Raw genomic sequence first — 21,377 nt, forward strand, 5'->3', positions numbered from 1 at the left:
GAAGGCGACATCATGCAAACAGAATTTCTTGCTAGCTGTATTAGCATTTTGGGAAATGATTTTGTCATCACTAAGGAAGCAGACCAATACCCCTATTTGATAGATTGGCGCCAGCGCTATCGGGGTAAGGCACTTGCTGTACTTTTACCTCAAACCACCGCTGAGGTGTCCAGTCTGGTGCAGTTGTGCGCCTTGCATCAGGTCGCCTGCGTGCCCCAGGGTGGCAATACTGGTCTGGTATTGGGAAGCGTACCAGATCAGTCTGGGCAGGCTGTGGTCATTTCACTGAAGCGCATGAATCGTGTGCTGGCTATTGATGTAGCCAACAACACCGTCACCGTGCAAGCAGGTTGCCTGCTGGCGCAAGTACAGGCTGCAGCAATTGAACAGCACAGATTGCTTCCACTATCTCTGGCATCAGAAGGCAGCTGCACCATAGGTGGCAACCTCTCAACCAATGCTGGCGGCACTGCTGTACTGCGCTATGGCAATACCAGGGAGTTATGCCTGGGCCTGGAAGTCGTCACTGCCCAGGGTGAAATCTGGGATGGCTTGCGTGGTTTGCGCAAGGATAATACTGGCTATGATTTGCGCGATCTGTTTATTGGTGCAGAAGGCACACTGGGCATCATCACGGCAGCTGTGCTCAAATTATTCCCGCAGCCACGTGCGCAAATTACTGCATTCACGGCACTGGAAAATCCAGATGCCGCGCTTGGCTTACTCAAGCATAGTCAATATGCACTGGGTCCTACCCTGACAGCGTTTGAACTGATATCTGATTTCAGCCTGCAACTGGTGCTTAAACATTTCCCGCAACTCCAGCATCCGTTCGGTCGCAGCTATCCCTACTATGCTTTACTGGAAATGTCTGATCATGAATCAGAAAGCCATGCGATTGCACTTATAGAGCAAGTTCTGGAACAGGCCATGAATGATGGTCATGCCACTGATGCCGTCTGCGCGACATCCATCAGCCAGTCCAGGTCTTTATGGAAGCTACGTGAGCACATTTCCGAGGCACAGGCCAAAGAAGGTAAGAACATCAAGCATGATATCGCCATCCCGGTTTCGCAAATCCCCCGCTTCATCCAAGTGACAGATACAGAATTAAAGAGAGCATTTCCAGGCTGCCAGATTGTCTGCTTCGGTCACATGGGGGATGGCAATTTGCACTACAACGTCTCGGCACCTGTTGGCTGCAGCGATACTGACTTCATCCTGCAACAAACTTCCATCAATCGCATAGTCCACGACCACGCGCATCAACTTAAAGGATCGATTTCTGCAGAGCATGGGCTGGGCATGTTGAAGCGCGATGAGATCAAACTGTATAAATCTGATCTGGAATTATCCATGATGCGCGCTATCAAGGTAGCGCTGGACCCTCAGAATTTGATGAATCCTGGCAAGGTTTTGTAGATTGTCTCAACGCCCATCAAGACATTGAGACAAGGTCTGACCTTAATTCCCCAATTGTCTGGGCGTATAGCGACGTGCTTGCGAGCCAGCCCCTTCGGCAGCTTGCAGATGGTTTGGCAGTTGAAAGACACTCACTGCACGCGCCAGTTCGACAGCCTGTTCTTCCATGCTTTCTGCCGCAGCCGCCGCTTGTTCAACCAGGGCTGCGTTCTGTTGCGTCATTTCATCCATTTGCGTAATCGCCAGGTTCACTTGTTCTATACCTGAACTTTGTTCCTGGCTCGCTGCGGTGATCTCGCTCATGATGTCGGCCACATGCTGGACACTGGTGACAATTTCATCCATGGTCTTGCCAGCCTCATCTACCAGCTTACTACCCTGATCGACTTTGTCTACTGAATCACTGATGAGCGATTTGATTTCTTTCGCAGCACTGGCACTACGCTGCGCCAGGTTGCGCACTTCTGCCGCCACCACGGCAAAGCCGCGGCCCTGCTCACCTGCCCTGGCGGCCTCCACTGCCGCATTCAAGGCCAGGATATTGGTCTGGAAGGCGATACCGTCAATCACGCCAATGATGTCAACAATCTTGCGAGAACTTTCCTTGATCGAACCCATGGTACTCACTACTTGACCAACCACTGCACCACCTTTGACAGCAACACCGGACGCAGAGACTACCAGCTGATTAGCCTGGCGTGCATTGTCGGCATTTTGCCTGACTGTACTGGTCAGCTCTTCCATCGAACTGGCGGTTTCTTCCAGCGAACTGGCCTGCGATTCCGTGCGACTGGACAGATCAGCATTGCCAGAAGCAATCTCTTGCGATGCTACCGTGATGGTTTCCGTACCCGTCTTTATCTTGGATATGGTATTCAAGAGGTTTTCCTGCATCATTTTCAGGGAATGCAGCAAATCACCAATTTCATCTGTGCCGCTGGCTTCCACTGACCTGCTCAAGTCCCCATTGGCAATTTGATCTGCGATAATGGCTGAGCGTTTGATAGGCCCCGCAATGGTGCGGGCGATCAGCCATGCTGCCAGTGAGCCGATGACGATAGTCAAAATCCCGATTAGCAGCATGCCCATTCTGGCATTCTTATAATTGGTCAAGGATTCATCATATGCAGCCTTCATGGCCTTGTGTTGTTGCTGCGCCAGTTCACTCAGGGCCAGCATCCATTTTTCATTTGGCGCATTAAATTCGGTTTGCAACACCGAAGCTGCATCAAAATAATTACCTTCGCCAACCAGACCCTTGACCTTGTTGGCTATCGTCAGCACTTGCCGTTTTTGATCGACAGAATTTTGCAGTGTATCTTTCCCCTCTTTGTCATCAATCAGTTTTTTTGCTGCGACTTCGGAAGAGTCATAGCCCTCCAGAATCTTAGCCATTTTCTTGGTTTCACGTTCAGCCTCGGCCATATCGCTGGGTGCCGTCATTTTTCGCAATACCAGAGCCAAAGCACGACCCTGCTCACGCATATCGGTAGCAGCATCCAGACTTGCGACCTTGGTATTGAAAATATAGTCCGTTGAAGCCTGCAACTGACTTAGCCTAAATAAACCAAGAATGAGCAGACCACAAGCAAACAGGATAACCAGACCAAACCCCAAGGCCAGCCGAGCACTAATCTTCAACCGCGACAATTGATTCATATATTTTCCTGCGCATCCGAAAAGGATGAAGAGTGGAAATCAGTGAGACTAGGGAAGATACCGAAAGACATGCAACCTGTCCCTACCGAATTTTTGTTTTTTACGAAAATTTTCAGAATAACCTTGCTTCAAAAAAACCATGAGTAATGGTATTTTCACTATGCCTGCCTCTGAGAATCAGGATGAAATTCTCAGCACAACAAAAGGCGATGCTTGTTCAGAGTATAGCCTGAAACATACATAGCGCAAATGTCACCAGCATGACGAAAAGCAACGTCAACTTGACACGGCAACACTATCCATGAACTTGACATTGCCGAATTAAATAGAGCCGCACTTGGCAGTTGACTGCCGTGAAATTACTTTCCTGGTTGCGAAGGTTTAGCCTCCAGAAACGAGTCAGTCAACACTATATGGCCATCATCAAATTGCAAGCTACGTTCTGGCCAACGCAGCGCAGCCAGTTTGTAATTGGATACAGGGAATTGTGGATTCTTTCTTGCAGCCCAACGACCACCTACAGAGAAGTCTACGCAATACACATTGCCATGTTTGCCATGCCATGACCAGGGCTTGGTATCTTCAAACAAGTCCGCATCACCCTTGCCGACCTGAGAGCGATCAAAAGAATCGTAGCGACGCCAATAATGGCCCACGACTACCGGAATATGAGCATCATACTCATTCCACCATGGCATGCGACCGACAAAGCGCCACTTACCACCAGAATAAAAAGAAGTATGCCATTCGCGCTCGACACCTGAAGTCAACACCCTCAATGGATTATGCATTTGCATCATTGCATCATGACTGGCATGGGCAGACATGAAGGGTGGTTGATGATGCGGATCTTCCAGTCCTGGCGGGTGCTTCGCCAACTCTTCCCGCATCGCGGCTTTTAGTTCCACAGCCCGCATATGCGTTGCTTCATTCCATTGATTATCATGTTCTATCACGCTACCGACAGGTAAAGGGCGGATGGCTTGAATATGTTCCTCCACCCAGGCCGCATGCACTACCCGTAAATCTTCACGCTCCAGACCTATCGGCAAAGATAACAAAAATGCAATAAGCTCTTCCTTTTTTTCAGCTGCCAGACGCTGGAATGGCGCGTACTTAGGCGCATCCCAAGCCTGCCTCTCGTCAAAAAACCAGCCCGAACCATCTTTGGCACTACCACGCAGAAGATTCATCTCATGATTGCCCAATACCGCCATCGCCTTACCAGCCCTGACCAGTCGCTCAACCATCGCCAATACTGCCGGGCTATCTGGCCCGCGATCACAGAAATCTCCGACAAAAACCAGAGTGCGCCCATCTTGATGATTGCCCTCAGCATCATAGCCAAGATGCTGTAGCAAATTGCAGAGCGCCTCATACTCTCCATGAACATCGCCAATGATGTCGAGCGGCCCTGGCGGCAGTTGCTGTATCAGACTCATTACTATCCTTTGCTGTTATCTCATGACATGTGATTTACAAGCAATCACATCAAATCAATTTGATCGCTTTGAAACTATAGCATCAAAATAATTCGATGCTACAATGTTTTATCAAACTCGAATTATTATTTTCCATGCACACAAATTCATTGACTGAATTGCCAGCCGCCCAGCGTGAACGTCTGGCCTTCATCGAATTCCGCCTTTGGTTTCTCGGTAAAGTGACGCGCAAAGATGTCATGGACCGTTTTGACATCGCCTCTGCCGCAGGCACACGTGACCTCGTACTATATAGAGAACTTGCACAAGGCAATGCCAGCTACGAAGGCAAGATGTATCATTACCGCGACAGCTTCCAGCCACTGTTCCAGCACAAGGCAGACAGAGTCTTGTCAGCACTTTGCTCAGGCTTTGGCGACGGTGAGCGCAGCATAGGCGAAGCCCTGCTGCAACACGATGTGCCAGCTCGGCTGAACCAGCCCAAGCTTGCGGACCTGGCAACAGTCACCCGCGCCATACAAGGACAATATCCACTCAGCCTGATTTATCACTCCATGAAGACCGGCCCTTCACTAAGAGAAATCGTCCCTCTGGCCCTGGTCGATTCAGGCCTGCGCTGGCATGTACGCGCATACGATAGAAGCAAGCTGGAATTCAGGGATCTGGTGCTGACACGCATGGACGACATCGCCACAATCAAGCAAGGCAGCCAAAACCAAATCACGCAAGAACATGAGCGATTGTCCGCTGATGAACAATGGCAGCGCATGATCCGTATTGAGTTGCGACCGCACCCATCACACCCATGCCCAGAGTCCATCATACGTGACTATGGCATGAACCAGGGGAAGGTAGAAGTCCGGTTACGTGCGGCAGTTGCGGGTTATGTATTGCGTCAATGGCAGGTTGATTGCTCAGCAGACAATCAAGCTGAATATAGCAATTGCAGACTAAAGCTTGCCAACTTGAGTGCGCTTGATGGCGTAAAAAATGCGGTATTAGCACCGGGTTACAAAAAACTGACTGATGCCAAGGCAGCTTGAACAAAAACGAAAAAGCCCGGAATTTTTATCCGGGCTAAGTCTTTGAATCTATTGGCCTGTCCAGCACGAATCGAACGTGCGACCCCGAGCTTAGAAGGCTCGTGCTCTATCCAACTGAGCTATGGACAGTCTTGTTCAGCGCCGACAAAACTGATGTTTGGCGGCCCAAAAACTGAAGGCTGAATAGTACATGGTATCGCCGCCAGATTCAAGAATCAAAAGCGTCTGACAGCGAATTAACTTAGATTGCAGGTGGAATACAATCTGCCAGGCGGCGGGCGCTAGTCGATGCCTGTTCGGCATCCTCTGCCTCTACCATGACTCGCACCAGTGGCTCGGTGCCAGACGCGCGTATCAGTACCCTGCCCTTGTCTGCCAGCTCGGCTTCCACCTTTTGTTTTTCGGTGACGAGCTTTTCATTCTTTTGCCAGTCGAATCCGGCAGGCACTTTGATATTCAATAAGGTCTGCGGGAATAGTTGCAAGTCGTCAAAGCAGGCGTCCAGACTCTTGCCATTTCGCCTCAAGGCTGACAATACCTGCAGTGCTGAGACTATGCCGTCACCTGTCGTATGCTTGTCCAGGCACAGGAGATGGCCTGAACCTTCACCACCCAGCAACCAGCCGCGCTCATACATTTGCTCCAGCACATAACGGTCGCCGACTTTGGCGCGTGCAAAGCCCACGCCCAGCTTCTTGAATGCCAACTCAACTGCCATATTGGTCATGAGCGTACCCACCACACCATCGACCTTGCCTATAGCCATGCGGTCAAGCACCATCAGGTAAAGCAGTTGATCACCGTTATATATCTTGCCGTGCTTGTCGACCATGAGCAGGCGGTCGGCATCACCATCAAGGGCAATACCCAGATCAGCATGATTGGCGCGCACAGCGAGGGCCAGCGCGTCCGGCGCGGTGGCCCCGACCTGGTCATTGATGTTTAAGCCATTTGGCTGATTGCCGATGGCGATGACGTCGGCACCCAATTCATGGAAGACATGGGGGGCAATATCATAAGCAGCACCATGGGCGCAATCGACGACGATTTTCAGGCCACGCAAATCCAGTTCAGCTGGGAAAGTGCTCTTACAAAATTCTATGTAGCGACCATTTGCGTCACTCAAGCGGCGTGCCTTACCCAACTTCTCAGAGCTGACACATTGCATCGGGCGCTCAAGTTCAGCTTCTATCGCCAGTTCTACTTCATCCGGCAGTTTATTGCCATTTGCCGAGAAAAACTTGATGCCATTGTCATCGAATGGGTTGTGTGAGGCAGAGATTACGACGCCTGCAGACAGACGCAAAGCGCGTGTCAGGTAGGCCACTGCAGGTGTGGGGGCGGGACCGGACAACATGACATCAACGCCAGCGGCGGCAAAGCCGGCCTCCAGCGAAGCTTCCAGCAAATAGCCGGAAATGCGGGTGTCTTTACCTATCAAGACGGTAGGCCGTGCATCGCCAACAACATTCGCTTGCGCCAGCACTTTGCCTGCGGCAAATCCCAGGCGCATGACAAAATCAGGAGTGATCGGAGCAACGCCAACCTTGCCGCGTATGCCATCTGTACCAAAATATTTTCTACTCATATTCTTCCTGCTGATCAACGGGACAATGCATCCCAGACTTTGTATGCATCGACAGTTTCTGCCACATCGTGCACACGGATTATGTTTGCGCCCATTTGCTTTGCCACCAGGGCCGCGGCGACGCTACCCGCCAGGCGTTCTGGTGCCGCCCTGCCCGTCAAACCACCTATCATGGACTTGCGTGAGACACCCACCAGCACGGGCAAACCCAGCTCTTGCTGCAACTCAGGCAAGTGCCTGAACATTGCCACATTATGCTCCAGGGTTTTGCCAAAACCAAACCCGGGGTCAAGGCAAATACGTTCTGCTTCTATACCTGCCTGCTCAAAAGCGGCCAGACGTTCGCGTAAAAACACTTTTACCTCTTGATTGACGTCAGCATATTCAGGGCTGATTTGCATGTCCGTCGGCGTGTTTTGCATATGCATGGCACACAGGGCAGCGTCCGCATTTTGTACTGCGGCGATAGCGTCTGGCGAGCAAAACCCCTGGATATCATTGATCATATCTACCCCGGCAAGCAAGGCTTCGCGCATGACTTGCGGCTTGTAGGTATCGATGGACAGGGGCTTGCCGCAATCACGCAAGGCATAGATGACGGGCATGACGCGACCCAGTTCCTCATCCAACGCCAAAGGAGCAGAACCAGGGCGACTGGATTCGCCACCGATATCGATGATATCAACACCATCTTCTATCATCTGTTCAGCCCGGGCGATGGCGCTTTCGAGGTGCAGGTATTTGCCACCATCAGAAAAAGAATCAGGCGTGATGTTGAGAACACCCATGACCAGGGTTCTGGATTGCGCTCCACTCAAAGGATAGCGAAAACGGCCACATTGGAAATATTTCATTTTTTAAAAAGACTAAGGGTGAGGAATAATCCCCACCCTTTTTAAAAACAAATCAAGAAATTCAAAAATTAATTGTGTAATTTTTGTATAGCGACTCAGGCTGGTGCTGTTGCGCTAGGAGACACGCCACCAGACGGCTTATCAGTTGGAGTACGACTAGAGGTCTGACCTTGTTTTGGCGGACGTGGATCTATACCGTTCATGATGTCATTGACCTGGTCTGCATCAATGGTTTCCCAATCCAGCAAGGCCTTGGTCATCACTTCAACCTTGTCACGGTTTTCTTCCAGAAGTTTACGCGCCAAAGCATATTGCGTATCCAGAATGTTGCGAATTTCAGCATCCACTTTTTGCTGCGTCACTTCAGAAATGGTTTTGGAAGAACCACCAAAATAGCCGTCGTTCTGGTTATCTTCGTACACCATCACACCCATGCTGTCAGACATACCCCAACGAGTAACCATCGCTCTGGCGAGCTTGGTTGCATGAGAAAAGTCACTTTCTGCACCTGACGACATTTGGCCGACGAAAATCTCTTCAGCAATCCTGCCACCAAACAACATAGAAATCTTATCGAGCATTTTGTCTTTGTACAAACTCACTGCATCATGCTCAGGCAGAGACAGAGTCACACCCAAAGCAGAACCACGCGGCATAATGGTTACTTTATGTACAGGGTCGGACGTAGGCAGTAATTTTGCCACTACAGCATGACCAGACTCATGGTAAGCAGTAGCTCTGCGTTCCTCTTCACGCATCACCATGGAACGACGCTCAGGACCCATGTAGATTTTGTCTTTAGCATCTTCAAAATCTATCATTTCTACCAAGCGCTTATTGCGTCGCGCCGCAAACAGTGCTGACTCATTAACCAGATTAGCCAGGTCAGCACCAGAGAAACCTGGCGTGCCACGCGCGAGAATGTCAGCTTTTACGTCAGCAGAAATAGGCACCTTACGCATATGAACGTTAAGAATTTGCTCACGACCACGGACATCCGGCAAGCTAACGGTCACCTGACGATCGAAACGACCTGGGCGCAACAAGGCTTTATCGAGTACGTCTGCACGGTTAGTCGCAGCGATAACGATAACGCCAGAATTGGCTTCAAAACCATCCATCTCAACCAGCATCTGATTCAGTGTCTGCTCGCGTTCATCATTACCACCGCCCATACCCGCACCGCGATGACGACCAACTGCATCAATTTCATCAATAAAAATGATGCAAGGTGAATGCTTTTTAGCATTCTCAAACATGTCACGGACGCGCGAAGCACCGACACCGACGAACATTTCAACGAAATCAGAACCAGAGATCGTGAAGAAAGGCACTTTTGCTTCACCAGCAATAGCACGTGCCAGCAATGTTTTACCAGTACCCGGAGGGCCAACCATCAATACACCGCGAGGGATACGGCCGCCGAGTTTTTGGAACTTGGTAGGGTCACGCAGGAAATCAACGATTTCACTGACTTCTTCCTTGGCCTCGTCGCAACCAGCAACATCAGCAAAAGAGACATTGTTATTAGTGTCATCCAACATCCTGGCCTTGGATTTACCAAAGGAGAATGCCCCACCCTTACCGCCACCTTGCATCTGGCGCATGAAGAAGACCCAGACACCGATCAGTAACAACATCGGGAACCAGGAAATGAAGACTTGCGACAGGAAGGATTGCTCTTCTGGCTGCTTGACATCAAACTTGACGTTATTATCCACCAGATCACGGATCAGGCCCCGGTCAAGCCCGGTAATTTGCACCTTGACTTTTTTACCCTCAGAATTGGTCGCCACGATGGAGCGATTGGCTTCATCGATGGTGGCATCCTTGATGCGTTTGGATTTAACTTCATCCAGGAACTCGGAATACGGAATGGACGTAACGCCCGCACCGATGCCTTTTCCATCAAACTGCCTAAAAAGCGTAAAAAGCACCAGGGCAACTACCACCCATATAGCAGCTTTTGAAAACATATTATTCACGAGAACTCCTTGAACGCAGGATGCGCCATTTGATACTGTAAACGTTCATTCTACCCCCATTGGGTAGAGCTTGCTAGCCAGCATATGTTGGCGATATTGATGATTATCAAGAGGCAAATGCAATTATTCGAGGTTTTTTAGGCCTCTGCCAAGCAAAAATATCTCAGAAGACTTGTCTTTACTGGCTTTAGGCTTCTTGTTGGCCACTGTTTTGAACTCATCTTTGAATAGTGTGAAAATGTTGTTATAGCTAGGTCCATGGAAACACTTCACCAGCAAAGCGCCACCCGGTTTCAGATGTGCCTTGGAAAAAGTGACTGCCAATTCGATAATGTATTCGACACGCGCAGAGTCAACGGTTGAGTTACCAGACAGATTTGGGGCCATATCTGATAAAACCAAGTCGACTTTACGTCCTAACAATTTGGATTCCAATTGATCCAGTACTTCATCCTCACGAAAATCGCCTTGTATGAATTGCACGTCGGCGATAGGGTCCATGGGTAACAGGTCGAGGGCAAAAATTTCACCCATGATGCCGCCACCTTCTTTACCCGCCAGTTTATTTCTTACATACTGTGACCAGCTACCAGGTGTTGCCCCCAAATCAACAATAACTTGGCCTGGGCGTATCAATTTTTCTGATTCATCTATTTCTTTTAGCTTGTAAACGGCGCGCGCACGATAGCCTTCCTTTTGTGCAAGTTTCACATAAGGATCATTAATATGGTCGTGAACCCAATTTTGATTGAATTTATTCTTTGCCATTCGCGTAAAATACTGCTTTTAAAGGAATTACTATGTTAAAACTTACGCCCGCTGAAAGAAGCGAACTCCGCTCCGAAGCCCATGCACTGAAACCTATCGTATTAATCGGCGAAGCCGGCTTGACTCCTGCTGTGATCAAAGAAATTGATGCTGGCCTGAATGCCCACGGCTTGATCAAGGTACGCGTATTTGGCGATGATAGAGAAGCACGTATAGGTATGTACGATACCATCTGTGCCGAGCTGAACGCAGCCCCAGTACAACATATTGGAAAACTTTTGGTGGTTTACCGTCCAAAACTGGAAGGTACGAAAGAAACCAAGTTAGTTAAAAAAGGTAAAGGCATGCGCGAAGTCACTATCGTCAAGCCTAGCCCAAGTGGCACGAAAAAACCTACCGTATCCAAAGTCATGGTCAAAGGTAACGAACGCGTGACTCAAGGCGGCAATATCAAACGTGCAAAACCACGTCAAAGCAGCGCAAAAAAATCATCACTTGCCAACAGCTGACCCTGAATACTTCTGATATCTGATCAGTACTCAACCCGGCCAAACCAGGCCGGGTAATTATCTCTACTATTTTTATATCGGTTTACCTGATGTAAAAATAATCAAACGTACAACACATCCAGCACTTCATACTCACGCACACCTGCCGGTGCCTGCACACCAACCACGTCGCCGGCATACTTGCCTATCAAGGCACGTGCGATAGGAGAAGTGATGGAGACCTTACTCAATTTCAAGTCTGCCTCATCTTCACCAACAATCTGGTAACTGACTTTTTGTGAAGTTTCCAGATCTTCCAAATGTACGGTAGAGCCAAATACTACGCGGCCTTCCGCATCCAGTGTAGTTGGATCAATGATTTGTGCAGAACCCAGCTTACCTTCCAGATCAGCAATACGACCTTCGATAAATGCCTGGCGTTCTTTGGCAGCATCATACTCGGCATTTTCAGACAAGTCGCCCTGCGCGCGCGCCTCAGCAATCGCATTGATGACATCCGGGCGCTCTTTGGTCTTTAAAAGATGTAATTCTTTCTTAAGCAATTCTGCGCCGAACTTGGTGACAGGTACTGTACTCATATCATTCACACTCATAAAAGTAAAAATACAGAGGCCACATCAGACACCAGCATTACCGATGCCATTTGTGAACTCTGTATCGAAGTTCAAGCACCTCTGACCTTGCAGCCAAAGGCACTGTTGTTTCTATCAGTTTAAGGTCTTATGCAGTCCTTGTAAATCATAAACATGCAATTCATTCAAATGATGCATACCCTCAACCGCAGCTTCTGCACCGGCGATGGTCGTGAATGTTGTTGCACGTGCAATCAAAGCCGAGGTACGAATGGCGCGCGAGTCAGTAATGGCATTGCGCTTTTCTTCGACAGTATTGATGACCATGGCAATTTCATTGTTCTTGATCATATCAACAACGTGTGGACGACCCTCAACCACTTTATTGACAACGGAAACCGGTATACCCTCCGCCGCAATCGCCGCTGCTGTACCACGCGTAGCAACGATGGAGAAACCCATTTCAACCAGATCACGGGCAACTTTCACGCCACGTGGTTTGTCGCTGTTCTTGATACTCAGGAAAACCTTGCCGGAAGTTGGCAATTTTACGCCTGCGCCCAGTTGTGATTTCACGAAGGCTTCACCAAAGGTTTTGCCCACGCCCATGACTTCACCTGTTGATTTCATCTCTGGGCCAAGAATGGTATCAACACCGGGGAACTTCACGAACGGGAATACCGCTTCCTTGACGCTGAAATAAGGCGGCACGACTTCTGCACCTATACCTTGTGAATCGAGAGACTGACCAACCATGCAGCGGGCCGCAATCTTCGCCAGTTGCAAGCCAGTAGCCTTGGAGACATAAGGCACGGTACGTGAGGCACGCGGGTTCACTTCCAGCACGAACACGACATCTTTGCCTTCTTGCTGCTGAATCGCAAACTGCACATTCATCAGGCCAACAACATTCAAACCTTTTGCCATCAGCGCCGTCTGGCGCTTGAGTTCAGCAATGGTTTCTTGCGACAGGGAATATGGTGGCAAGGAACATGCAGAGTCACCGGAGTGAACACCAGCCTGCTCAATATGCTCCATGACGCCGCCGATGAAGGTACGTTCGCCATCAGACAGGCAATCAACATCTACTTCAATCGCATCATTCAGGAAGCGATCCAGCAAGACTGGAGAATCATGCGACACCTTGACGGCTTCGCGCATGTAACGCTCAAGATCACGTTGCTCATGCACGATTTCCATTGCACGACCACCAAGTACATAAGATGGGCGCACCACGAGCGGATAACCAATCTCTTGCGCCAATGCCAACGCATCAGCTTCAGTGCGTGCAGTACGGTTTGGAGGTTGACGCAGGCCCAGGTCTTGCAGCATTTTCTGGAAGCGTTCGCGGTCTTCTGCAGCATCGATCATATCTGGCGAGGTACCGACGATAGGTACGCCATTGGCTTCCAGATCAAGCGCCAATTTCAAAGGCGTCTGGCCACCGTATTGCACGATGACGCCAACTGGTTTTTCTTTGTCGACGATCTCCAGCACATCTTCCAGCGTCAGTGGTTCAAAATACAGACGGTCGGATGTATCGTAGTCGGTAGAAACGGTTTCTGGATTGCAGTTGACCATGATGGTTTCATAACCATCTTCGCGCATTGCAAAGGCCGCGTGTACGCAGCAATAATCGAACTCAATACCCTGGCCGATACGGTTAGGGCCACCGCCCAATACCATGATTTTTTTCTTGTCGGTCGGGTTCGATTCGCATTCTTCTTCATACGTCGAATACATGTAGGCTGTATTCGTAGCGAATTCACCGGCGCAGGTATCAACGCGCTTGTAGACTGGGCGTACGTTCAAAGCCTTGCGTTTTTCACGAATGGCAGTGTCTGTCGTTTTCAACAGCTTTGCCAGGCGACGATCAGAGAAACCTTTTTGCTTCAGTTGCAGCATCAGGGCTTTATCGACGCTGTCGAGTGACTGTTCGTCCAACCACAATTCGATATCGACGATGTCCTTGATCTGCACCAGGAACCAAGGGTCGATGTGCGTCAGTTGATGCACCTCTTCCAGCGTAAAGCCTTGAGCGAACGCATCGCCAACATACCAGATACGGTCAGGACCAGGCTCACCGAGTTCTTTTTCCAGCGTCTCACGGTCCTGAGTTTTTTCATTCATGCCATCGACGCCAACTTCGAGGCCACGCAGGGCTTTCTGGAAAGATTCCTGGAAGGTGCGACCTATCGCCATCACTTCACCAACAGATTTCATCTGTGTCGTCAGGCGGTTATCTGCCTGCGGGAATTTTTCAAATGCGAAACGCGGGATCTTGGTAACGACGTAATCGATGGAAGGCTCGAAAGAAGCAGGTGTGGTACCGCCAGTAATTTCATTACGCAACTCATCCAGCGTGAAACCAACTGCCAGCTTGGCAGCGATCTTGGCGATAGGGAAACCAGTCGCCTTCGATGCCAGCGCAGATGAACGCGACACACGCGGATTCATCTCGATGACGATCATGCGGCCATCAGCAGGGTTGATGGAAAACTGTACGTTGGAACCACCAGTATCCACACCAATTTCACGCAGCACTGCCAAAGAGGCATTACGCATGATCTGGTATTCTTTATCGGTCAATGTCTGTGCAGGTGCAACAGTAATGGAGTCACCGGTATGCACCCCCATAGGATCCAGATTTTCGATCGAGCAAACGATGATGCAGTTGTCTGCCTTGTCGCGCACGACTTCCATCTCATATTCTTTCCAGCCTATCAGCGATTCCTCGATCAGCAATTCATTGGTAGGAGATGCCTCCAGACCGCGCTTGCAAATGGTTTCGAATTCTTCCGGATTGTAGGCAATACCGCCGCCTGTACCACCCATGGTGAACGATGGGCGGATAATGACCGGGAAACCAACATCTTTTTGCACAACCCAGGCTTCATCCATAGTATGGGCAACGCCAGAACGTGCAGAACCCAGGCCAATCTTGGTCATGGCATTCTTGAATTTCAAACGGTCCTCAGCCTTGTCGATAGCTTCTGGTGAAGCACCGATCAGTTCGCAATTGTATTTGATCAGCACGCCGTTGCGATGCAGATCAAGTGCGCAATTCAAGGCAGTCTGACCACCCATGGTTGGCAAAATCGCATCCGGTTTTTCTTTGGCGATGATGCGTTCGACGACTTGCCAGGTGATAGGTTCGATGTAGGTTACATCGGCCATTTCCGGATCAGTCATGATGGTCGCAGGATTGCTGTTGACCAGAATCACGCGGTAACCTTCTTCACGCAAAGCCTTGCAAGCCTGTGCGCCGGAATAGTCGAATTCACAAGCCTGACCAATGATGATGGGGCCAGCGCCGATAATCAAAATACTTTTTATGTCGTTACGTTTTGGCATTCTATTATTCTCCTGTCTTTGCCTTGGCCATCATCGCGGTGAAGCGGTCAAACAGGTAGGCAATATCATGCGGACCTGGTGAGGCTTCAGGGTGACCCTGGAAGCAGAAAGCTGGTTTATCAGTACGGGCAAAACCTTGCAGCGAGCCATCAAACAAAGACACGTGGGTGACGCGGCAATTGGCTGGCAAAGTTGCCGCATCGACTGCAAAACCGTGGTTTTGCGATGTGATCAGCACTTGTTTGGTATCCAGATCCTGCACAGGATGGTTGGCACCGTGGTGACCGAATTTCATCTTGAGAGTTTTAGCACCAGATGCCAACGCCATGATTTGATGGCCGAGGCAGATACCAAAGGTAGGGATACCCTTCTCTATCAATTCCTTGGCTGCGGCAATCGCATAATCACAAGGTTCCGGGTCGCCAGGACCATTCGATAAAAACACGCCATCAGGGTTCAACGCCAGTACATCGGCAGCACTGGATTGTGCAGGCAAGACGGTAACTTTGCAGCCACGCTCAGCCAGCATGCGCAAGATATTGCGCTTGACGCCAAAGTCAAAAGCAACGACGTGGAATTTAGGATTTTGCAACTGACCATAACCCTGACCCAATACCCACTCAGCCTCAGTCCAGTCATAAGCCTGCTTGACAGACACAACCTTGGCCAGATCCATGCCAGACAGGCCAGGGAAAGACTTGGCCAGCGCAATGGCTTTTTCAGCATCAGCACCAACCAGGATGGCACCGCCTTGTGCACCTTTTTCACGCAAGATACGTGTCAGCTTGCGGGTATCAATACCAGCAATAGCGACGATGTTTTGGGATTTGAGGTAATCAGAGAGGGTTTGTTCAGAGCGGAAATTCGATACCAGCAAAGGCAGGTCTTTAATGATCAAACCGGCTGCATGAATTTTGTCAGACTCTACGTCTTCGGCATTGACGCCGGTATTACCAATATGCGGATACGTCAGGGTAACGATTTGGGAACTATAACTGGGATCAGTCAAAATTTCCTGATAACCGGTCATTGAGGTATTGAAGACAACTTCACCTATGGTTTGACCGGCAGCGCCAATCGAATATCCAGTGAAAATGCTTCCATCGGCGAGGGCAAGTATAGCGGTGTCCTGGCCGGAACGAAGAAGGGACTGCGGAATGGGCAGCAAGGGCAACTCCTGTATTGTTACCGCCGCTGCGACGCCCCAAGCTGTCGTTTCCCTGGCCGCGCAAAAAATGCCGCGTGGCCTGGAAAGATGATGGAGCGATGTGAAATTGGGTAGGCGCTACGGCGAGATTTCGGATTAGTTAAACCCTCGAATTATAGCGCGAAACGGCCCATCAGGCAAATACGAAATGCCTGATGGGCCGTCATTTATAGCAAATTCAAAAGTAGTACGAACGTTCGCCAATCATGTTTTCGATTTCATCTTCAAAAACATGCATCCAATACGCCCTCTGGCAATAATTACAAGCCCAGTGCCGCTATACCTGCTTTTGCGATTTGCGCATCTTCAGACGATTTAACACCTGAAACGCCAACTGCCCCAACGCATTGGCCCTCGACAATAATAGGCACGCCTCCTTCGAGCATACCTTCAATGAAAGGTGCACTCAGAAAGGAATAACGACCATTATTGATAATATCTTCATAGATCTTGGATTCGCGCTTGCCCAGTGCTGCAGTAGTCGCCTTGGCTGGTGCAATATGGGCAGAAATAGGCGCCACGCCATCAAGGCGCTGCAACCACATCAAATGACCACCATCGTCAACCACGGCAATCACGACAGGCCAGTTATTGGCCTTGGCTTCTGCCTCTGCTGCCGCAGCAATTTTTTTAACATCTTCCAAAGTCAACACAGGTTTTGTTTGCATAAATGCCTCTCCATTAAAGTCAGCGGGATTGTACGCCAAGCAATTGCGCTTAGGTATACAAACAGTTTTAACCAATTGACAGCTATATTCCCATTTAAATGACATTTATTGCCAAGGGGCAATTTTCGCTAATGGTTTACATTTTTTCCGAGTTCGCTTAAAGTTGAGCGGTTTTTCCAACCAGGTGCAAAGATGCTAATAAACGTTTCCAGACTATCAAGGAAAGCCAAGTTAGTGCTTATCTCGACTATGCTGCTCGCCGCAGTGACCAACCCAGCCTGGAGCGCAGACAATCCCTTCCCCGAATCCTCAACCGCCTACACCAAACTGCAGGAAATCAAGCAACGTGCATCCGACCTGACGGTCAAAGCCATGGATTTGATGGGCATACACTACAAGCGCGGTGGCAATTCGCCGGAAAATGGACTCGATTGCAGTGGCTTTGTACGTTATGTATTCAAGGACGTCGTCGGTACAAACTTACCACGCACCTCAGCAGAAATCAGTAAAGTAGGCGAACACGTAGAACAAAAAGATTTACAACCCGGCGACCTGGTTTTTTATAACACACTCAAACGCGGCTTTTCTCACGTAGGCATTTATCTGGGTGACAACAAGTTCATACACTCCCCCTCAGCAGGTGGCCAGGTCAGGGTAGAAAGCATGGACATCGCCTACTGGAAAAAACGCTTCAATGGCGCACGACGCATTAATGATGATTAAGCCAAATACTCAATAAATCTGGTAAATGGTATAAAAAAATCTAATTATTTCCAGCATAAATCAATAACACGAGCATAAAACATAAAGGCAGAGCAATCCATGCTCTGCCTTTATGTTTTCATCCATCCAGATCCAGCAAACCCGTTCTCAACGCTCCTGCATTGCTTTAATCTTTTGCTTAATCTCAGGCATCATCGCCATTGCCGCTTTTTCACCTGCCAGTATGGCCAGGTTACGGCCATTGAAATCATTTCCCTTCATTCCTGGCAACTCTGGACGAATAACTATCTCCGCCTGTTTCAATTCAAACTGATTAATGCTTTGCCCCATGATGGCAACAGTTTGCAGCAAAATATCCAGAGTGGCATTTGAAACTTGCGCTTCTGGTGGCGAAGAAATATTGACTGCAATAATCAGATCAGCACCCATGTCGCGAGCAAAACGCACTGGCACCGGCGATACCAGGCCACCATCCACATACAGACGGTCATTGATTTTCACAGGCTGGAATACGCCAGGCACGGCAGACGAGGCGCGCACTGCCGCACCGGTATTACCGCGCTGAAACAGTACCGCATGACCGGTTGCCAAATCGGTCGCGACAGCGCCAAAAGGTTTGCGCAGCTTCTCAATAGGGGCCTGCACCACCAGGCGATTGACATAGGCTTGCAAAGCATCCCCCTTCAATACACCACTGGATTTTGAAAACAAGGGCAAGGACCAGTCAGAGATGGTTGCCTCATCCATATCAAGTGCCATTTTTTGCATGGCAAAACCATTATTACCAGCGGCGTACATGGCACCCACAACACTGCCCGCACTGGTACCAACCACGATATCAGGATTGATACCTTGTGATTCCAGCGCCTTGATGACACCAATATGGGCAAAACCACGGGCTGCACCACCTCCAAGCGCTAAACCTATGCGCAAAGGTTTCAGTGTCTTTGCCACTGGTATGGCAGGCGCTACCGATGGAGTCACTTGCTGCGGGGACGTATTGCAGGCTGACAAACCAAAAGCAAACAATACTGGCACGACCAGACGATCCAGAACTGGCTTACTGCGAGCGAACAAAGAAGTAATTCGGGAAGAGAAATGCGGCATGTTATTTCTGAGTGTATGAATAAATAGTGCGGTCATCCCAAAAGCATCAGGGATATTTTGCAGGTGCGTGATTATATTTCCAAAAGCCCCGCAGCACAGAGTTCACGCAAAAAAATAGTAAGAAATTAATACAATCCTGACTAAAGAAGAGATACTCCTTTCAAGCGATCAGAACATGACAGACATCACGAAATCATGGCGGCGCGTATGGCAAAAATATGACCCGGGTGTGCAGCAAACATGCAGAAAAAGATACCCTGAAAGCCAGGCATTTCATCAAGTAAGCGTCGGACGAGCGACTCATACGCTGGAACGGCTATCAATAAAAAAACGTTGCAAGCATCGATGCCACAGCAAGTGCCATCATTGCGGTGGCAAACCAGCCCAATATCTTCAACCTGGCTGCAATCACAAATACACCCATGATATCAGCACGAGCTGCCATCAACATCATGACTACCATGATGGGCACAGAAATCACGCCATTGATGACCGCACTCCAGTACAGTGCCTTGATGGGATCAATCGCAGTAAATCCCAATGCGATGCCGATAACGGTAGACAGTACAACGATGGCGTAGAATTGTCTGGCATGCGTCGGAGTCTCTTCCAGACTGCTTTTCCACTTAAAAGCACCGGCCATGGCATATGCCGATGAACCAGCCAGTACAGGTATGGCCAGCAAACCAGTGCCAATAATACCGGCACTGAACAACATGAAGGCGAAGTCGCCTGCAATAGGTCGCAATGCCTTCGCCGCCTGGGCAGAGGTCTGGATATCAGTAACGCCATGCAAATGCAGGGTGACGGCCGTAGTTAATATAATGAAGAATGCCACCAGATTGGAGAATGCCATTCCTATATAAGTATCAAGCTTGATACGCTTCAAATTGGCTGGCGCCTGTTCAGGCGCATGGATCAAAGGACGCGCCCGATGATCAGCGCGCATATCTTCCACTTCTTGCGAGGCTTGCCAGAAAAACAGATAGGGGCTAATGGTGGTGCCAAACACTGCCACTACTGTGGTGAAGTATTCTTTTTTTAACGATAGATGTGGCATAACCGCCCTCATCAACACCTCTGACCAGGGCATATGCACAACAAATACGGTAGCAACATACGCCAACAAAGCCAGTGTCAGCCATTTCAATAAACGCACATAACGCCGATAAGGGATGAAAACCTGTAGGAGCAAAGACAATACGCCAAAACCAATGGCATACAGATGCGCCTTGCCGCCTATCAGTAATTTCAATGCTTCGCCCATGGCAGAAATATCGGCAGCAATATTAATGGTATTGGCAATCAGTAAAAGACCGACTACTGCATACAATAACCAGCCAGGATAATGACGACGTATATTGGTGGCCAATCCATGTCCACTGACCCTGCCTATGCGGGCACTCACGATTTGTATACCCACCATCAAGGGGTAGGTAAACAAGACCGTCCACAACATGTTAAAACCGAATTGGGCACCTGCCTGAGAATAAGTGGCAATGCCACTGGGATCATCGTCAGCCGCTCCAGTGATCAGGCCAGGTCCCAGCTTTTGCAACAGGGAGGTTTCTTTAGAGGCCGCTAATGCATTTGAAGTCGGTTTATTCATGTCCAAAATGCGGGTGAATGCTTTTGATTTTATGGTCGTCGATGGGTGACATCCATACCTACGCCACGGTATCCAGCAAAGCGGCTGGCAGTATCAAAGAAAGGCTCACCACTCACTTGCAAGTACTGTATCGAGCCATCTGGCTTGCAACGACGGTAAATAAAGTCCAGAAACGGCCGTCGATTGGCGATATTGTCATCCAGCCGCTCACGTTCATCGACATCCCAGCCATCCATACCCTTGGGTGCCGCTCCCAGCATGTCTTCTGCCTGTATGCCAAGCATTTCGAATACCGGCCCGGAGACACTGGTGAAATTGCCAAACTGATCCTGCTCCCAATACCAGTCAGATGAGAGTTCAGTAAAGCTTTTAAAGCGTGCTTCGCTGGCGCGCAACTCAGCTGTGCGCTCAAGTACCGTCTGTTCGAGTAGCTTATTATAGCTATCCAGTTTTTGATAGAGTAAGCGTACCTCAAGCATATTGCGTATGCGTGTTTGCACTTCCAGCAAATCAAAGGGCTTACTGACAAAATCCTTGGCACCCGCCTGCAAGGCACGCAACTTGTGCCCTGGCTGGGCGGTAATCACCAAAACCGGCAAATAGGCATCAGCGGCGATGTTCTTCAATTCTTCCATGACTTCAAAACCATCCATGCCCGGCATTTGCAGATCCAGCAATATCAAGTCATAGTTATGCTCAATATGCAGTGCGCACACGGTACGTGCATCCATGGTTGAGGTGATGGAGGTATAGCCGATATTACGCAGCATTTGCTCCAGTAACATCACATTAGCTTTTTGATCGTCAACGATCAGGATGCTGGCCTTGAGAATTTCGACTGCTTCAAGCATTTCATTCTTTCAAAAT

17 protein-coding genes and 1 tRNA gene are annotated in these 21,377 nt (G+C 49.4%); 4 read left to right on the forward strand and 14 right to left on the reverse strand.

Annotation, left to right across the window (positions count from 1 at the left end; all coding sequences use genetic code 11):
* The first annotated feature begins 12 nt into the window (after positions 1 to 12).
* On the forward strand, positions 13 to 1,422 hold the full coding sequence (locus tag H8L47_RS02855; RefSeq protein ID WP_186951713.1) for an FAD-binding oxidoreductase: 1,410 nt from the start codon (positions 13 to 15) through the stop codon (positions 1,420 to 1,422).
* Positions 1,423 to 1,464: 42 nt separating this feature from the next.
* Here H8L47_RS02855 and H8L47_RS30175 read toward each other — a convergent pair whose 3' ends face one another.
* A complete protein-coding gene (locus H8L47_RS30175; RefSeq protein ID WP_186951714.1) occupies positions 1,465 to 3,081 on the reverse strand; it encodes a methyl-accepting chemotaxis protein in 1,617 nt (538 codons plus the stop codon).
* A gap of 359 nt (positions 3,082 to 3,440) precedes the next feature.
* Positions 3,441 to 4,523, reverse strand: a complete 1,083-nt coding sequence (locus H8L47_RS02865; RefSeq protein WP_186951715.1) for a metallophosphoesterase — start codon at positions 4,521 to 4,523, stop codon at positions 3,441 to 3,443.
* A gap of 134 nt (positions 4,524 to 4,657) precedes the next feature.
* Between H8L47_RS02865 and H8L47_RS02870 the strand changes: the two genes are divergently transcribed.
* A complete protein-coding gene (locus H8L47_RS02870; protein WP_186951716.1) occupies positions 4,658 to 5,566 on the forward strand; it encodes a WYL domain-containing protein in 909 nt (302 codons plus the stop codon).
* Positions 5,567 to 5,618: 52 nt separating this feature from the next.
* Here the strand turns inward: H8L47_RS02870 and H8L47_RS02875 are convergent.
* The 5 genes from H8L47_RS02875 to H8L47_RS02895 form a co-directional block, all read right to left on the reverse strand.
* Positions 5,619 to 5,695, reverse strand: a tRNA-Arg gene (locus H8L47_RS02875).
* Between the two features lie 112 nt (positions 5,696 to 5,807).
* On the reverse strand, positions 5,808 to 7,154 hold the full coding sequence (gene glmM / locus H8L47_RS02880) for a phosphoglucosamine mutase (RefSeq protein ID WP_186951717.1): 1,347 nt from the start codon (positions 7,152 to 7,154) through the stop codon (positions 5,808 to 5,810).
* Positions 7,155 to 7,168: 14 nt separating this feature from the next.
* Positions 7,169 to 8,008 carry a dihydropteroate synthase gene (folP, locus tag H8L47_RS02885; protein WP_186951718.1) on the reverse strand — a complete coding sequence of 280 codons (840 nt, stop codon included), beginning with the start codon at positions 8,006 to 8,008 and terminating at the stop codon, positions 7,169 to 7,171.
* Positions 8,009 to 8,103: 95 nt separating this feature from the next.
* A complete protein-coding gene (gene ftsH, locus H8L47_RS02890; RefSeq protein ID WP_329605414.1) occupies positions 8,104 to 9,993 on the reverse strand; it encodes an ATP-dependent zinc metalloprotease FtsH in 1,890 nt (629 codons plus the stop codon).
* Between the two features lie 123 nt (positions 9,994 to 10,116).
* The gene (locus tag H8L47_RS02895) at positions 10,117 to 10,761 is read right to left on the reverse strand and encodes an RlmE family RNA methyltransferase (protein WP_186951719.1); all 645 of its coding nucleotides are present in this window, start codon (positions 10,759 to 10,761) and stop codon (positions 10,117 to 10,119) included.
* A gap of 32 nt (positions 10,762 to 10,793) precedes the next feature.
* Here H8L47_RS02895 and H8L47_RS02900 point away from each other — a divergent pair, with 32 nt between their 5' ends.
* Complete coding sequence (locus H8L47_RS02900; RefSeq protein ID WP_110253841.1) at positions 10,794 to 11,270, forward strand: YhbY family RNA-binding protein; 477 nt, start codon at positions 10,794 to 10,796, stop codon at positions 11,268 to 11,270.
* A 101-nt stretch (positions 11,271 to 11,371) separates the two neighbouring features.
* Here the strand turns inward: H8L47_RS02900 and greA are convergent, their stop codons facing one another.
* The 4 genes from greA to H8L47_RS02920 all read right to left on the reverse strand — a co-directional run bounded on the left by greA (position 11,372) and on the right by H8L47_RS02920 (position 17,071).
* On the reverse strand, positions 11,372 to 11,848 hold the full coding sequence (gene greA, locus H8L47_RS02905) for a transcription elongation factor GreA (RefSeq protein WP_186951720.1): 477 nt from the start codon (positions 11,846 to 11,848) through the stop codon (positions 11,372 to 11,374).
* Positions 11,849 to 11,977: 129 nt separating this feature from the next.
* Positions 11,978 to 15,196, reverse strand: coding sequence for a carbamoyl-phosphate synthase large subunit (carB, locus tag H8L47_RS02910; RefSeq protein ID WP_186951721.1), 3,219 nt, complete (start codon positions 15,194 to 15,196; stop codon positions 11,978 to 11,980).
* A 4-nt stretch (positions 15,197 to 15,200) separates the two neighbouring features.
* A complete protein-coding gene (gene carA / locus H8L47_RS02915; RefSeq protein WP_186952016.1) occupies positions 15,201 to 16,355 on the reverse strand; it encodes a glutamine-hydrolyzing carbamoyl-phosphate synthase small subunit in 1,155 nt (384 codons plus the stop codon).
* Positions 16,356 to 16,663: 308 nt separating this feature from the next.
* Entirely contained in the window at positions 16,664 to 17,071 is a 408-nt protein-coding gene (locus tag H8L47_RS02920) for a GlcG/HbpS family heme-binding protein (RefSeq protein ID WP_186951722.1), read from the reverse strand.
* Between the two features lie 249 nt (positions 17,072 to 17,320).
* On the opposite strand from H8L47_RS02920, the gene H8L47_RS02925 reads away from it, so the two are divergent.
* Positions 17,321 to 17,794, forward strand: coding sequence for a C40 family peptidase (locus H8L47_RS02925; RefSeq protein WP_230413582.1), 474 nt, complete (start codon positions 17,321 to 17,323; stop codon positions 17,792 to 17,794).
* Positions 17,795 to 17,941: 147 nt separating this feature from the next.
* On the opposite strand, the gene H8L47_RS02930 is transcribed toward H8L47_RS02925, so the two are convergent.
* The 3 genes from H8L47_RS02930 to H8L47_RS02940 form a co-directional block, all read right to left on the reverse strand.
* Positions 17,942 to 18,937 carry a patatin-like phospholipase family protein gene (locus H8L47_RS02930; protein ID WP_230413550.1) on the reverse strand — a complete coding sequence of 332 codons (996 nt, stop codon included), beginning with the start codon at positions 18,935 to 18,937 and terminating at the stop codon, positions 17,942 to 17,944.
* 283 nt (positions 18,938 to 19,220) lie between these two features.
* The gene (locus H8L47_RS02935; protein WP_186951725.1) at positions 19,221 to 20,510 is read right to left on the reverse strand and encodes an NRAMP family divalent metal transporter; all 1,290 of its coding nucleotides are present in this window, start codon (positions 20,508 to 20,510) and stop codon (positions 19,221 to 19,223) included.
* 29 nt (positions 20,511 to 20,539) lie between these two features.
* The gene (locus tag H8L47_RS02940) at positions 20,540 to 21,361 is read right to left on the reverse strand and encodes a response regulator (protein ID WP_186951726.1); all 822 of its coding nucleotides are present in this window, start codon (positions 21,359 to 21,361) and stop codon (positions 20,540 to 20,542) included.
* Positions 21,362 to 21,377 lie beyond the last annotated feature (16 nt).

This window comes from Undibacterium umbellatum (assembly GCF_014284125.1).
Taxonomy (GTDB): Bacteria; Pseudomonadota; Gammaproteobacteria; order Burkholderiales; family Burkholderiaceae_D; genus Undibacterium; species Undibacterium umbellatum.